Source organism: Ectopseudomonas toyotomiensis (genome assembly GCF_017167985.1).
Lineage (GTDB): Bacteria > Pseudomonadota > Gammaproteobacteria > Pseudomonadales > Pseudomonadaceae > Aquipseudomonas > Aquipseudomonas toyotomiensis.
In genome coordinates, this window is sequence record NZ_CP070505.1 from 4,099,637 (window position 1) to 4,113,658 (window position 14,022).

A 14,022-nucleotide genomic window follows, 5' to 3' on the forward strand; every position below is an offset into this window, starting at 1 on the left:
GGCAGCAGCACAGCGAGGGGCCTGCCTTCAAAGAAAACCTATCCTTTTACTCCCTCAAGAAAACCTCGAGTTCTTCATACTTCATCGGTTTGGCAAAGTAATACCCCTGCAACACATCGCACCTGCTGCCCTTTAAAAAAGCCGCCTGAGATTCGGTTTCAACACCTTCAGCGACCACTGTCAGGCTCAGGTGGTGGGCCATAGCGATAATGCCCTGAATGATTGCGGCATCGTGGCAATCCGTGCCGAGCTCCTGGATAAACGAGCGGTCGATCTTGATCTTGTCTATCGGCAAGCGTTTGAGATAGCTGAGACTGGAAAATCCGGTGCCGAAATCATCGAGAGCAATACGCACTCCCAAAGCCTTGAGCCGGTGCAATGTGTCGATCGCTTGTTCAGCGTTATGCAGCAAAAGCGATTCGGTGATCTCCAGTTCCAACTGCTCACCACAGAGTCCGTGCTTCTCCAGGATGGTTTGGACAAATTGAACGAAATGACCACGCTGAAAATGCATTGGCGAAATGTTCACAGCCATTGAGATGCCAGTGATGCCTTGTTCGCCTAACTGGCGCAGCTGAGCGCAAGCCGTATCGAGTACCCAGAGGCTCAGTGGGATGATCTGGCCACTGTCCTCTGCCACTGGCACAAATACCGCTGGTGAGATAAATCCTCTTTGCGGATGCTCCCAGCGCAATAGCGCTTCGATCCCTGACACTCGCCCCGTACGCGTTTCTATCTGCGGCTGATAATGCAACTTGAGCGATTCAGTATCGATAGCCTTCTGTAGGTCGTTGCGTAGTCTCGCGTGTTCACAAACGCGCTCATTGAGATCGCTTGTGTACCACTGGAAATTATTGCGCCCTTGCTGCTTGGCTTTGTACATAGCCATGTCAGCCTGCTGAATGAGCTGCATCGGTGGCTCGGTATAACCATCGCTCAGGGTGATGCCCACACTTGCGCTCACGTGCAGGTCAATGCCTCGGATGCGGTAGGGCCTGGCTATGCCCGCCATCAGTCGTTCGGCCACCGATACAACGTCGTCATCACGCAGCAGGTTCGGCAGCAGAACGATAAATTCGTCGCCGCCCATGCGCACGATGGTATCGCCGGGACGAACGTGCTGGGCCATGCGCTGCGCCACCTCAATCAGCACTTGATCGCCGAAATAGTGCCCAAGCGAATCGTTGATGGATTTGAATCCATCCAGATCGATGCACATTACCGCCAGGCGACGCTTGCGCCGGCGACTGATGTGACAATACTCAATAAGCCGATCTTCAAGAGTTACACGGTTAAGCAAACCCGTCAGGCGATCGTGGCAGGCGTTGAAGTTCAACTCGCGCTCGTAGTGCTTCTGCTCGCTGATATCCCTGACCACTGCGAATACCCCGACTATCTCGTCATTGACCCTGATCGGCAGGTTGGAAATGTCCATGGTCAACAACATGTCGCTCGCGTCGCGAAGCCGTGCTTCGAAACGTTGGGGCTCTCCGGTGCAGGCTGCAGAGAAATGTCGACCTACCCGTTGCTGCTCCTCCTCGATCACCAGATTGGCAAAGTGATGACCGATCAATTCGCCAGTGGTGCATGGCTTGAGCCTCAAACTTGCGGGATTCGCATTCTGGATTCTGCCGGCCAGATCGAGGGCGAATACCGGATTGGGGTTGTACGTGAACAGTGAACGAAAACGTTGTTCGCTTTCCTCCAGGCTTCGGCCGTCACACTCACGGCGGATCGCAATTGCAGCCAGTTGGGCCGCGCAACCCAGTCGTTGAATCTGCGCCTCGTCCGGCTTGTGGGTGCGGTTCTGGTACAAGGCAAACGTACCTAACACGCGTCCTTGATGGGAGAGCAAGGGCATCGACCAGCACGAGTGCAGGTTATGCCCCAGGGCCAGACTACGGAAACGCTCCCAGCTTGGGTCACGCGCGATGTCTTCGGTAACTACCAGCTCACGTCGGAACGCAGCGGTACCGCAGGTTCCCTCCTGCGGGCCAATGGCCATTCCATGAATCGCCTGGCTGTATTCAATCGGCAAACCGGGCGCCGCACCGTTAAGCAAACGTTTGCCTTCGGCATCAGCAAGCAGAATTGAACTGAAAATTTCGGGGGACTGTGCGTCCAACATCTGACAAATGGCGCAGAGTATTTCGTCCAGATGACGGTCGGTTGCGATCATGTCGAGGATGTCACGCTGCGACTCGGAAAGTGTCTTGCTGTTAAAGCTCTTGAAACAAGTATTCATGCGGGATCTTGAAGACTCTCGATATCATCCGATCTTCAGAGAGCCTGAAATAGTGAGCGATCGAGCACTTTCGACTAGCGCATCGGGGGCCCCTTTATAAGGGCACTGAACCAGCCCAAAAAAGGCTCAGATTGGCCACGAAAAACCATATCAGATGCGTCCTCTTTGGCGGGCTTCGCTGCACTCGGTCTCGGTGCGCGTCAAAAGTAGTTAAGTAGCCAAGCCACCCAAGATTACTCGCAGGCGAGCCGTGCACAAATCATCGGCGCTGCGGCATACAGGCAGGAGTAATGAGAAAGCCCCTCCATCCGCTCGACGCGTGCCTTGCGTGAGAAGCGTTCGGCCATATAGGCCGACATAGCGAAAGGCGACCAGTTGTCCTCAGTGCCGTGCCATAGGCAGACATCTGTCTCGCAGGTGAAGACCTTGGCTGACCAGGGCTTCAGGTACTGCTGGATATCCCGCGTGTAGCCGGACGCGCCTTGAGCAAAGCATTGCTGCAGTACCTGGCAGATAAGCGCTTTGAACTCAGGTGATTTCACCCGCTCCCGATCCTGCCCCTGGGCGCTGGCGAACAGCATGCGAAACAGCATCTGCGGTGCTCGTTTGGCCAGCAGCGCCTGCCACTTCACCAGCCACTGGAACAAGCCTGGGCTGCGCTGGGCCAGCGAAAACACGGCCTTGCCGGCCATCTCATCGAGAAAGTTCCCGGCCTCAAGAGGTGCTGCCGCTGAGACGAGATGCAGGCTGCGAACCTGGCCCGGTATAAGCGCGCTGACTTCCAGAGCAACATGAGTGCCGAGGGAGAAGCCGATAATGTCGAACTGGACGCCTTGCACTGTCTCGCTGATCGATTGCGCGATCTGTAGGTAGTAGTCGGCGCCGGTAATAGGGGCATCGATGACAAAGCGATCAAGACAGAGGACTCGCAGGCCATGTTCTCGTGCTGGGGCATCGAAGATGGAGCACTCATTGGGCGAGCCGGGCACCCCGTGAAAATAAACCACCGGTTTGCCTTTGGGGTCGCCATATTCGCTGAAGTCCATTTCTCATTCCGGGCAGTGTGATGTCTCGATCTTGTATCACCAGCGGACGGATATGCGTTAGGCCAAATATGCACTCACCATATCTTCAAGCATCTCTACCAGTTCCGGGTCCATGAAACGGTAGTCATCCGGGATATCCAGAACGTGCAGTCGCTTGTGTTCGAGCAGGCGAGCGTATTCTGCGCGCAGGCGATTGGCGTGCTTGTGTTCCATGACGAAGATGACGTCGGCCCAGCGGATATCCGCTGGGCCGATTGGTTTGCGGGCGTTAGGGCTGGTGCCGGCCGAACGGGCCTCGAAGCCGGGCCGACGGCGCCAGATCGTTTCCGCTGTGGGGCTACGCCATTGATTGCGGCTGCAGATGAAAAGGAGTTTGGTCACTCTTGATCTAACAGTTGGCGGGTGGTGCGAATGGGGTAGCTGAAGCCGAGTTGGCGTGCTCTAAGCAATTTGTCCGCTCGGGTGTACATCAGCTTCCAGTTTTTTTCTGGCCGCTGATACGGCAAGCGCAGCAGCGTTTGGGGCGCATCTTTGTGAGCCTGTGAGCGTCTCCAGGCACGGGTTCTTTCCATCGTGATTTCCTCGTGAGTACCGGGTTCAGCAGCCGCGGTAGTACGAGTTCGCAACATCCTAGGGCCGAAGCGGCCCAATATCCAGAGCTATCACGCGAGGCTTATTCCGGGTTTGCTCGAGTCATTCTTGACGCGCAATCGGGGCTGGTTGGGCTTGGGCTTGCCGGTGGGCTCAATCATTTCTAATCTGCGCCCTTTTCTCAGGGAGGCGGATATGCGTGAGCGCAAGGCAGCACGACTATTACTCATCAGCCCTGCCGAGGAAGTTCTGCTTTTCAGATTTCATCACACCGATGACGCTTTGGCTGGAACAAGCCACTGGGCCACGCCGGGCGGTGGTTTGGAACCCGGGGAGGCATTCCATGCGGCGGCCATACGTGAGCTGTACGAAGAGACGGGCATTCGGGTTGGGACAGTTGCCGAACCAGTGGCTCACCGACGCGTTTCATTGACCCTGCCCAGTGGCGAGGAGGTGTTGGCCGTGGAGCAATATTTTGTCGTGCACGTCGAGGACAAGGCCCTTTCCCGTTCTCACTGGTCGAGCCATGAGAAAAAGGTCATGACGGATCATCACTGGTGGTCGGCCCAGGAGCTGATAGCCACGAAAGAAACGGTATGGCCGGAAAACCTCGTGCAACTGCTTACCGATGCAGGCGTATTCAGATCGCCTGGTTGACCAGCCATCGTTGAAGCACTGCACCTGGTGGCGTTAGGCGCAGCGCGTGGTGGTCTCAGGTCTGCATCAATCCGGCAACCTGACCTTCTTCTTCGCCCCGAACAGGTTCCAGCTGGCCACGAACAGCGCCGCCACCAGTGGGCCGATCACGAAGCCGTTGAGGCCCAGCAGGGCCAGGCCGCCGAGGGTGGAGATGAGGATCAGGTAGTCGGGCATACGGGTGTCCTTGCCGACCAGGATGGGGCGCAGGATATTGTCCACCAGGCCGATCACCAGCACGCCGAAGGCGGTGAGGATGATGCCTTGCACCAGGCTACCGCTGAGCATCAGGTAAATGGCCACAGGTGCCCAGATGATGCCAGCGCCGGCGGCCGGTAGCAGTGACAGAAAGGCCATCAGCACGCCCCACAGCAGCGGGCTGTAGATGCCCAGCGCCCAGAAGATGAAGCCACCGAGTGCGCCCTGTGCGGCGGCGACTACCACGTTGCCTTTTACCGTGGCGCGCACCACGCGGGTGAACTTGATCTGCAAACGCCGTTTGGTGGTGTCGGCCAGCGGGATGGCGGTGCGAATTCTATGCACTAGATCCTTGCCGTCACGCAGCAGGAAGAACAGCAGGTAGAGCATCACGAAAAAGCCGATGAAGAACTCGAAGGTACCCTGGCCGATGGCGAATACCTTGGTGGCCAGGTATTGGCTGCCGGCCATGGCGCCGTTGGAGATCTGTTCGCGCAGGCCGTCGAGGTTGTTCATGCCGACACGGTCGAGCTGTTCCTGTATCGATGGCGGCAGCATCTGGATAAAGCTGGTGACGTAGGCGCCGGTATCCAGCTCGCCCGACTCGAGCTTCTGGTACAGGGCGGTGCCTTCGGCCACCACAGCGGAGGTGATGAAGATCACCGGCAGAATCGCCACCAACAGGCAGATGATCAGCGTCAGCAGGGCAGTCAGGTTGCCTCTGCCGCCAGTGCGCCGCAGCAAACGCTCCTGCAGCGGTGCGAACACCACAGCCAGGACCATGGCCCAGAACACAGCGCCGTAGAACGGCAGCAGTATCCAGAAGAAGGCGATGGTCACCAGAACGAGCAGGAGGATGAAGGCTTTCTGTTCGAAGGTCGGGCTCTGCATATCGGGATCGCTGGGAAGGGACATGTCAGTTAGTCCCCCGATGCTCTGGCAAAGTGCCGACAAAGTTGGACCGGACTTGTAGCCGCGCGGCGGGGGGATTGACAGCTCTGGGATACTGGTAGGCGTGAGGACGATCATTCGACGGAGGCATGGCCATGCGTGACGAGGAAATCAAGGCGCTGTTCGACCAGCAGGCGGCGGGCTACGACAAGCAATGGGCGGGGATGGCGCCGATTCGTGAGGCGCTGTATTTGCTGCTCGATGCGCTGTTCATCGACCTGCCGGCCGACGCGCGGATACTCTGCGTGGGCGCCGGCACGGGGGCGGAAATCGAGCACCTGGCCGAGCGCTTTCCGGGCTGGCGCTTCACCGCGCTCGACCCGTCCGGGGCGATGCTCGAGGTGTGCCGTCAGCGCGCGGAGCACGGCGGCTTTGCCCAGCGCTGCGACTTTTACCAGGGCTATCTGGATACGCTGGCGCCTGAGGCGGCCTACGACGGCGCTACCTGTTTTCTGGTGTCGCAGTTTCTGCTCGAACCCGCGGTGCGTACCGCGTTCTTCGGCCAGATCGCGCAGCGCCTGAAACCCGGCGGGCTGCTGGCCAGTGTCGACCTGGCGGCGGATATCCAGTCGCCGGACTATGAGGTATTGCTGCCTGGCTGGATGACGCTGATGGCCGCGGCCGGGGTCGATGCGCAGATGCTGGAGCGCGCGCGGGCAGCCTACGCCCGAGATGTGGCGGTGCTACCGGCGCAGCAGGTGGCTGGCATCATCCAGGTTGCCGGTTTCGATGCGCCGGTGCAGTTCTTCCAGGCCGGGCTGATGCACGGCTGGGTAAGCCGGCGAGAAGCCGATGCTTGAATGGTTCTACTCGTGGCGTGCGCTGCTGTCGCGGTCGCGTGGGTAGTGGCGGTCAAAGGGCAAGGGCGGTAGCCAGGCTTCGCGGCGGATGGTCCAGAGTTCGTAGGTGGGGGTGAACTGGTTCGGTTCGTCCAGCGAGCCGACGTTCACCTCGACCTCATCCCCAGAGCGTGCGAACACCGGCGAGCCGCAGCGCGGGCAGAAGTGGCGGCCTGCGTACTGGCCGGTTTCACCCTCTACCTTCACCGCGTCCTGCGGAAAGATTGCCGAGGTGTGAAAGAGGGCGCCGTGGTGCTTGCGGCAGTCCATGCAGTGGCAGACGCCGACCCGATAAGGCTGGCTGCTGGTTTCGAAACGCACCTGGCCGCAGAGGCAGCCGCCGGTGAGTCGATCCATGTTGCTGTCCTCCAGTGTTTGGGCGTGTACCTGCCACCATAGCAAAGGCGCGCTGGGTTAAGGGCGCTGACTGGCCAGCGCCAGCAGCGTGCCGAAACCGATCAGCAGACCGCCAAACAGGCGGTCGATCCAGCGCCTGGCGGCCAGCAGCCTGTCGCGCACCGGGCCGGCGGAAAAGCACAGCGCGACCACGGCGAACCAGCCGACATGCGCGACGGCGATGAAGGCACCGTAGCCCAGTTGCGTCGCAAGGCCCGTGCTCGGCTGCACCACTTGCATGAACAGGCTGACGATGAACACCGCCGTCTTGGGATTGAGCGCGTTGGTCAGCAGACCGGTGCGCAGGGCTGCGCCATCTGCTGCATGCTTTTGCGCATCGCTGTGCGTTGCGCTGTCGGGTTTGCTCAGCAGCATTTTCACGCCGAGATAGATCAGGTAGGCCGCGCCCGCCATCTTGAGCGCGTTGAACAGCCCGGTCGACTGCTGCAACAGCAGGCCGACACCGAGCAGGGTGTAGCCGACGTGGATCAGTACGCCCAAGCCGATGCCCAGCGCCGTGAGCACGCCGGCGCGGCGCGAGAGCAGCAGGCTGTTGCGGCTGACCAGGGCGAAATCCGCCCCGGGGCTGATGACGGCAAGTAGGGTGATGGTGATTACAGCTATCCATTCGGTCATGGCTTATTCTGCTGATGGTTGGAGTTGAGCCAATTATTCCGATGGCGTTTGGCGATGAATAACGATGAGTTCTGACATTGATGGTGAGCTGATTTCACAGTTAGCGGATGCGCGCCTGCCTTCGTTATTGGCGTTGCGCTGTTTCGAGGCAGCGGCGCGCTGGGAGAACTTCAGTCGCGCTGCCCAGGAGCTGCACCTGACCCATGGCGCAGTCAGCCGCGCGGTACGTCTGCTGGAGGATGACCTGGGGGTGGCGCTGTTCGAGCGGCGTAGCCGCCGTGTGTATCTCAACGAGGCTGGGCGCAAGCTGGCGCGTGCGGTGGGCGATGGGCTGGGGCTGATGCGCCAGGCCACGCGCGAGCTACGGGCCAGTGCCAGGCAGACGCGGCCATTAGTGGTGTCCTGCGAGCCGACGCTGTTGATGCGCTGGTTGATCCCGCGCTGGAGTACGTTTCAGGTGCGCCAGCCGGGGCAGGAGATTCATCTGCTGGCGGGCGGTGGGCCTTTCACCTTCGAGGCAGGCATCGACCTGGCCATCCGTCGCGATGACTTTCCCAGACCTGCCGGTTATCACGCCGAAGCGCTTTTCATCGAGCGGGTAGGGCCGGTTTGCCGAACAGACAAGGTCGAGCAATGGTTTGATGCCCAGGGCCTGCGCCCGGATGCGTTGCCTTTGCATACGCGCACGCGGCTGAATGCCTGGACGGAGTGGGCCAATGTCGCCGGCAGCGCGCTGCCGCAAGGGCCGGCGCAGACCTTCGAGCATTTCTATTTCAGCCTGCAGGCCGCGGTGGCAGGTCTGGGCGTGGCCATCGGGCCGTGGCATCTGGTACGCGATGACATCGACAGTGGCTTGTTGGTTGCGCCGCTTGGCTTCGTCGAGGACGGCTCGCGCTACTGCTTGTTCTCACCCGCTGCGCCGGAGCCCGAAAACCTGCACGCCGAGTTGTTGGCCTGGCTGCGGGAGATGGGACGCTAGCCGGGTTTCAGAGGCGATCCAGTTCTTGCTCAAGCTTCGCCCATTCCGGTTTCAGGGCACGCCGCAGGTAGGCGATGAAGAGTCGGTCGCGCAGGCGGCGCAGGGTGGAACTCCGTCGCGCCGCCTGGGCTTGCTCGATGGTTGCGCTGAGCCAGGCGCTGTCGAAGCCTGTCCAGATCGGTGGGATGGGCGCGAGCAGGTTGGAGTAGCACGCGGGAGCGACGTCCTGGTAGAAGGCGGCTTGTACTGTGGCACGGTCGAAACCTGCCACCTGACGGGCGATGTATCCGTAGTCGACTTCGTTGTCGATGAATACGTCCGACAGCGCCGACCACAGATGGATGCGTTCTTCGCGGGTCATAAGCCACGTCTGCTCAATGCTGCGTAATCAGTGGCGAGACTGTAATGGCTGGCGCGCATCCTGGCCATTGGCGCGGGCTGCTGCGAAGGCTTGGTGGGATGTATCATCGGGCACATATTTGCATGGCTGAATCTGCCCGTGAGCGTCGGCCGTGCACGCGCTGTTTTCGTATCCGTGGCCGTAGACGCGGCCCGCCATCTGCGAGTGATGACACCATGATCGAGGTAACCGAAGTTTCCATTGCCGAGCTGCGCGCCGCGCTGGAGTCCGGCCGCACCACGGCGGTCGAGCTGGTCAACGCGTATCTGGCGCGTATCGATGCCTACGACGGCGCGGATACGCCGACCCGGCTGAACGCGGTGGTGGTGCGCAACCCTGATGCGCTGAAGGAGGCCGAGGCGTCCGATGCACGCCGCGCCCGCGGCGAGACGCTGAGCCCGCTCGATGGCATTCCCTACACCGCCAAGGACAGCTACCTGGTCAAGGGCCTGACGGCGGCCTCTGGCAGCCCGGCGTTCAAGGACCTGGTGGCGCAGCGTGATGCCTTCACCGTCGAGCGCCTGCGCGCGGCCGGCGCCATCTGTCTGGGCAAGACCAACATGCCGCCGATGGCCAATGGCGGCATGCAGCGCGGTGTCTATGGCCGCGCCGAAAGCCCGTATAACGCCGATTACCTGACGGCGCCGTTCGCCTCGGGCTCGTCCAACGGTGCCGGCACCGCCACTGCTGCCAGCTTCTCCGCTTTCGGCCTGGCCGAGGAAACCTGGTCCAGCGGGCGTGGCCCGGCTTCGAACAACGGCCTGTGCGCCTATACGCCGTCGCGCGGGGTGATCTCGGTGCGCGGTAACTGGCCGCTGACGCCGACCATGGACGTGGTGGTGCCCTATGCCCGGACCATGGCCGATCTGCTGGAAGTGCTCGATGTGGTGGTGGCCGACGATGCCGAAAGCCGTGGCGACCTGTGGCGTTTGCAGCCCTGGGTGCCGATCCCGAAAGCCTCCGAAGTACGTCCCGCGTCCTACCTGGCGCTGGCGGCCAAAGCCGACATGCTGAAGGGCAAGCGTCTGGGCGTGCCGAAGATGTTCATCAACAAGGACGAAGCCGCTGGCACCAGCGAGAACCCGGGCATCGGCGGGCCGACTGGCCAGCGCATTCACACCCGGCCGACGGTGATCACCCTGTGGGAAGCGGCGCGCCAGGCACTGGAAGCGGCCGGCGCCGAGGTGGTGGAAGTGGACTTCCCGCTGGTGTCCAACTGCGAGGGTGATCGCCCCGGTGCGCCGACCGTGTTCAATCGCGGCATCGTCACGCCGGAGTTCCTGCACGACGAGCTGTGGGAGCTGAGCGGCTGGGCCTTCGACGATTTCCTGCGCGCCAATGGTGATCCGCAGCTCAACCGCCTGGCCGACGTCGATGGCCCGCAGATCTTCCCCCACGACCCCGGCACGCTGCCGAACCGTGAGGGCGACCTGGCGGCGGGCATGGATGAGTACGTCAACATGGCCAAGCGTGGGATCAAACCCTGGGACCAGATCGCCACGCTGCCTGACGGCCTGCGCGGCCTGGAGCACACCCGCAAGATCGACCTGGAAGACTGGATGGATCAACTGGGCCTGGATGCGGTGCTGTTCCCCACCGTGGCCGATGTCGGCCCGGCCGATGCCGACGTGAACCCGGCATCCGCCGATATCGCCTGGAGCAACGGTGTGTGGGTGGCCAATGGCAACCTGGCGATTCGTCATCTGGGTGTGCCGACCGTCACCGTACCGATGGGCGTGATGGCTGACATCGGCATGCCGGTGGGCCTGACCTTCGCCGGCCGTGCTTATGATGACTCGTCATTGCTGCAGCTGGCGGCGGCCTATGAGTCGACCGGCTCCAAGCGCCTGATCCCGCCGCGTACGCCGGCGCTGGGGTGAGTGCCCGCAGGGTTGTAGGAGCGGCGCCCCCGCCGCGAAAAGGCATAACCGGCAGTTGTGCAGGAATGAGCGTCACTAGCGAACTGCTTTTTGCGAGCAGAGCTCGCTCTACAGAGGCACATCGATCCAGCCCTCTCCCCCGGCCCCTCTCCCGTAAACGGGAGAGGGGAGACAGGCGCGCTACAACTCTGTGGGAGGGGCTTTAGCCGCGACTGCTGTAGAGCTTGTCGCCGCTAAAGCGCCTCCCATGGTTTGCGGTGCTCCACGATTCAATACGTGAGGCGGGAGCAACCCGCCATCACCATTGCGGCGGATTACACCCGCCCACGAGATGACGCCCTATCATTGCTGCCGCAAATCCACCGCCGGTGCTCCCTGGCCGTCGAACAGCTGGCTGGGGGTGCTGGGCAGGATGCTGGGGCGGCCGTTATCCGGGCCGCCGTTGCCAATGATGCGAATGTCGCTGTACTTCTTGCCTGACAGTGCAGCCAGACCGGCGCCATCGCGGACGATGGTCGGCCGCAGGAAGACCATCAGGTTGCGTTTGATATGGGATTCGCGGGTGGAGCGGAACAGCCCGCCGAGCAAAGGAATGTCGCCCAGCAGTGGTACCTTGGAGATGGCCTGGGTGACGTCGTCCTGAATCAGCCCGCCAAGCACGATCACCTGACCGTCGTCGGCGAGGATGGTGCTCTTGATCGAGCGCTTGTTGGTCACCAGGTCGACCGCCTGGGCGTTGAGCCCGGTGCTGGGGGCGATGGAGGAGATTTCCTGCTCGATCTCCAGGCGCAGGGTGGCGCCTTCGTTGATGCTTGGCGTGACCTTGAGGGTCACGCCGATGTCCTGGCGTTCGATGGTGGTGAAGGGGTTGCCGGCGCCGGAGGCGTCGGTGGTGTAGGTACCGGTCTGGAAGGGCACGTTCTGCCCGACGAGGATTTCCGCTTTCTGGTTGTCCAGGGTCAGCAGGCTCGGCGTGGACAGCAGGTTGCTCTTGCTGTTGGCCGAGAGTGCGGTGATCAGTGCGCCGAAACGATCACTGCCGATGCCGATGATGGCGCCGTCGGGCAGCGTGAGGTCTTCCGGTATTTCGTCACTTTGCAGGATCTGCAGCACGCTGCCCACCGACAGGCCGGTGCCGGCGAAGTTGACCCCGCCCAGGCCGCCCCTGCCGCCACGAGCATCCACGGCCCACTGCACGCCGAGGGCGTCGGTGATGTCGCCGGAGACCTCGACGATGGCCGCTTCGACCATCACCTGGGCGCGCGGTACGTCGAGCTGACGCACGATATCTTCGAGGGTGGCGACCAGATCGGGCTCGGCCAGTAGCACCAGGGCGTTGAGACTCTCGTCGGCGCGGATGAGGATATTCGACTGTCTGCCGGTGGTTTCGCTGCTTTCCTGGTTCTTCAGGCCTTCGGAGATGTCGCCGAGGGTTTCGGCCAGGGACTTGGCATCGTTGTGGCGCAGGCGGATCACTCGCGTATTGGCCGAGCGGCTGGTGGGGCTGTCCAGCGAGCGGGCAAGGTCGGCCAGTTTGGCGCGGGCGTCCGGCGGGCCGAGTAGAATCAGGCGGTTGGTGCGGGCGTCGGCCACCACCTGGGTGGCGCTGGTGCCCTTGGCCTGGCCGCGGGCGATGGCGGTATTGAGCACTTCGGCGGCATCCATCACCCAGGCGTGCTGCAGGGTCACAACGCTGAAGTCCTGCGCGCCGCTGCGGTCGAGCTGGCGCATCAGGTCTTCGATGCGTTCGATGTTGGCGCTGCGGTCGCTGATGATCAGCGCGTTGGACGAGGTGACGGCAGCCAGGTGGCCATATTGCGGTACCAGCGGACGAATCAGCGGGATCAGCTCGGCGACTGGCGCGTGCTGCACCTGGATCAGGCGGGTTTCCAGGCGATCCGGCGCCGGACGGCCGGCATCGGCTTCGGCCTTGGCCTCGGCGTTGGGCACGATGCGCGCCTGATCGCCCTGGGTCAGCACGCTGAAACCGTGGGTGGCCATCACCGAGAGAAACAGTTGATAGACCTCGGACAGCCCCAACGGCGTGCTGGAGATCACGTTGACCTGGCCTTTCACACGCGGGTCGACGACGAAGGTCTGCCCGGTGATGGCGGCGACCTGATCGATGAACTCGCGGATGTCGGCGCCCTTGAGATTGATGGTCCAGCTTTCTTCCTGCTGATTGGCGCTGGCCGGCACCTGCTCGATCTGGGCGAGCAAGGGCAAAGGGGCAGCGGCCAGGCCGGCGGCGAGGAGGGCGAGGGTCAGTCTGCTTCGGAGAACATGCATCGGTTCAGTCGCTTTCCATGAGCTGATCGGCGGGCGTTTCCTCTGGCAGGGTGCCAGAGGCTTCCATCTGTTCGCGCAGGTCTTGCATGCGCTGGCGCAGTTGTTCGAGGTTGTTCTGGTCGAGTTGATCGAGTTGTTCGACGGGGTCGTTGATCGTTTCTTCCGCTGGCGTATAGACGCTGTACTGGCCACTCTGCTGACGAGGGAAGGCCAGGCTTTCGCGGCGGCCGTTGCGCAGCAGTTCGACGCGGTCGGCATAGACGGCATCCAAGCGTACGCCGCTGTCCACCTCCATGCCGACGGCATAACGCTGGGCGCTCTGGCCCTGGCGCTGAACCACCGCACTGGAGCGTTGCGGGTCACTGTGAACGAAGCTGCCGAGCAGAGTCAGTTGCAGGTTGGTGGCCGGTGGTGGGCCGCTGTCGGCCTCGCGCGGGCTGCCGAACAACTGGGCGATGGGCGCCTGTGCGCGCTGTTGCAGATTTGGCGCAGTCTGACTGAGCGGTTGCTGTACGGGGCCACGCACCAGGCGCAGCAATTCGGCACTCTGCCAGGCCAGACTCACGCTCAGGGCAATCAGCACGAGCATACCGATCAGGCTCGGGGCATTGTCCTTGATCCGCTGGGAAAGGGCCGAGGTGGGCAAAAGCATTACTCCGCAAACGACAGTCTAGTTCTTCTTATGTGCTGGGCGTCGCGCGCTGATCATAGCAGCCTGCGCGAGGTTGGCATCCCCCAAATAGGGTGGGTGTACAGTTACAGACGATGTGTTAAAGATAGTTGAATAAACGCACAAAAAGACCGTCCTAGAGGTAGCCATTGGGTCAAACAGTCAGATTAGGCTGTGCTACCCGTATAAGGTTCTGTTCTAAGGCC

14 protein-coding genes are annotated in these 14,022 nt (G+C 61.8%); 4 read left to right on the plus strand and 10 right to left on the minus strand.

Going from position 1 to position 14,022, the window contains the following annotated elements:
• Nucleotides 1-46 precede the first annotated feature (46 nt).
• From JWV26_RS19000 to JWV26_RS24435, 4 genes are all read right to left on the minus strand, one after another.
• Complete coding sequence (locus tag JWV26_RS19000; protein ID WP_206417571.1) at nt 47-2,245, minus strand: putative bifunctional diguanylate cyclase/phosphodiesterase; 2,199 nt, start codon at nt 2,243-2,245, stop codon at nt 47-49.
• Between the two features lie 233 nt (nt 2,246-2,478).
• On the minus strand, nt 2,479-3,291 hold the full coding sequence (locus tag JWV26_RS19005; protein ID WP_196456138.1) for an alpha/beta fold hydrolase: 813 nt from the start codon (nt 3,289-3,291) through the stop codon (nt 2,479-2,481).
• A gap of 57 nt (nt 3,292-3,348) precedes the next feature.
• Nucleotides 3,349-3,672 carry a low molecular weight protein tyrosine phosphatase family protein gene (locus JWV26_RS19010; RefSeq protein ID WP_196456140.1) on the minus strand — a complete coding sequence of 108 codons (324 nt, stop codon included), beginning with the start codon at nt 3,670-3,672 and terminating at the stop codon, nt 3,349-3,351.
• Complete coding sequence (locus tag JWV26_RS24435) at nt 3,669-3,863, minus strand: hypothetical protein (RefSeq protein WP_230875147.1); 195 nt, start codon at nt 3,861-3,863, stop codon at nt 3,669-3,671. Before JWV26_RS24435 ends, JWV26_RS19010 begins: the two co-directional genes overlap by 4 nt.
• A gap of 214 nt (nt 3,864-4,077) precedes the next feature.
• On the opposite strand from JWV26_RS24435, the gene JWV26_RS19015 reads away from it, so the two are divergent.
• Nucleotides 4,078-4,539: an NUDIX hydrolase gene (locus tag JWV26_RS19015; RefSeq protein ID WP_196456142.1), complete on the plus strand. Its 462-nt coding sequence runs from the start codon at nt 4,078-4,080 to the stop codon at nt 4,537-4,539.
• A gap of 66 nt (nt 4,540-4,605) precedes the next feature.
• Here JWV26_RS19015 and JWV26_RS19020 read toward each other — a convergent pair whose 3' ends face one another.
• The gene (locus tag JWV26_RS19020) at nt 4,606-5,667 is read right to left on the minus strand and encodes an AI-2E family transporter (RefSeq protein ID WP_206419233.1); all 1,062 of its coding nucleotides are present in this window, start codon (nt 5,665-5,667) and stop codon (nt 4,606-4,608) included.
• A gap of 155 nt (nt 5,668-5,822) precedes the next feature.
• Between JWV26_RS19020 and JWV26_RS19025 the strand changes: the two genes are divergently transcribed.
• Complete coding sequence (locus JWV26_RS19025) at nt 5,823-6,527, plus strand: class I SAM-dependent methyltransferase (protein ID WP_206417572.1); 705 nt, start codon at nt 5,823-5,825, stop codon at nt 6,525-6,527.
• Between the two features lie 6 nt (nt 6,528-6,533).
• Here the strand turns inward: JWV26_RS19025 and JWV26_RS19030 are convergent, their stop codons facing one another.
• Together JWV26_RS19030 and JWV26_RS19035 are read right to left on the minus strand one after the other, a co-directional pair.
• Entirely contained in the window at nt 6,534-6,923 is a 390-nt protein-coding gene (locus tag JWV26_RS19030) for a GFA family protein (RefSeq protein WP_092374469.1), read from the minus strand.
• A 57-nt stretch (nt 6,924-6,980) separates the two neighbouring features.
• Complete coding sequence (locus JWV26_RS19035; protein ID WP_206417573.1) at nt 6,981-7,598, minus strand: LysE family translocator; 618 nt, start codon at nt 7,596-7,598, stop codon at nt 6,981-6,983.
• Nucleotides 7,599-7,662: 64 nt separating this feature from the next.
• Here JWV26_RS19035 and JWV26_RS19040 point away from each other — a divergent pair, with 64 nt between their 5' ends.
• The gene (locus JWV26_RS19040; protein WP_206417574.1) at nt 7,663-8,577 is read left to right on the plus strand and encodes a LysR family transcriptional regulator; all 915 of its coding nucleotides are present in this window, start codon (nt 7,663-7,665) and stop codon (nt 8,575-8,577) included.
• Between the two features lie 7 nt (nt 8,578-8,584).
• Here JWV26_RS19040 and JWV26_RS19045 read toward each other — a convergent pair whose 3' ends face one another.
• Nucleotides 8,585-8,938 (minus strand): DUF7079 family protein, encoded by a 354-nt coding sequence (locus JWV26_RS19045; protein WP_074914039.1) that lies wholly within the window; start codon nt 8,936-8,938, stop codon nt 8,585-8,587.
• Nucleotides 8,939-9,153: 215 nt separating this feature from the next.
• Between JWV26_RS19045 and JWV26_RS19050 the strand changes: the two genes are divergently transcribed.
• Entirely contained in the window at nt 9,154-10,857 is a 1,704-nt protein-coding gene (locus tag JWV26_RS19050; protein ID WP_206417575.1) for an amidase, read from the plus strand.
• 342 nt (nt 10,858-11,199) lie between these two features.
• On the opposite strand, the gene gspD is transcribed toward JWV26_RS19050, so the two are convergent.
• Together gspD and JWV26_RS19060 are read right to left on the minus strand one after the other, a co-directional pair.
• The gene (gene gspD / locus JWV26_RS19055) at nt 11,200-13,146 is read right to left on the minus strand and encodes a type II secretion system secretin GspD (protein WP_206417576.1); all 1,947 of its coding nucleotides are present in this window, start codon (nt 13,144-13,146) and stop codon (nt 11,200-11,202) included.
• A 4-nt stretch (nt 13,147-13,150) separates the two neighbouring features.
• Nucleotides 13,151-13,798, minus strand: a complete 648-nt coding sequence (locus JWV26_RS19060) for a type II secretion system protein N (protein ID WP_241201231.1) — start codon at nt 13,796-13,798, stop codon at nt 13,151-13,153.
• Between the last annotated feature and the right edge of the window lie 224 nt (nt 13,799-14,022).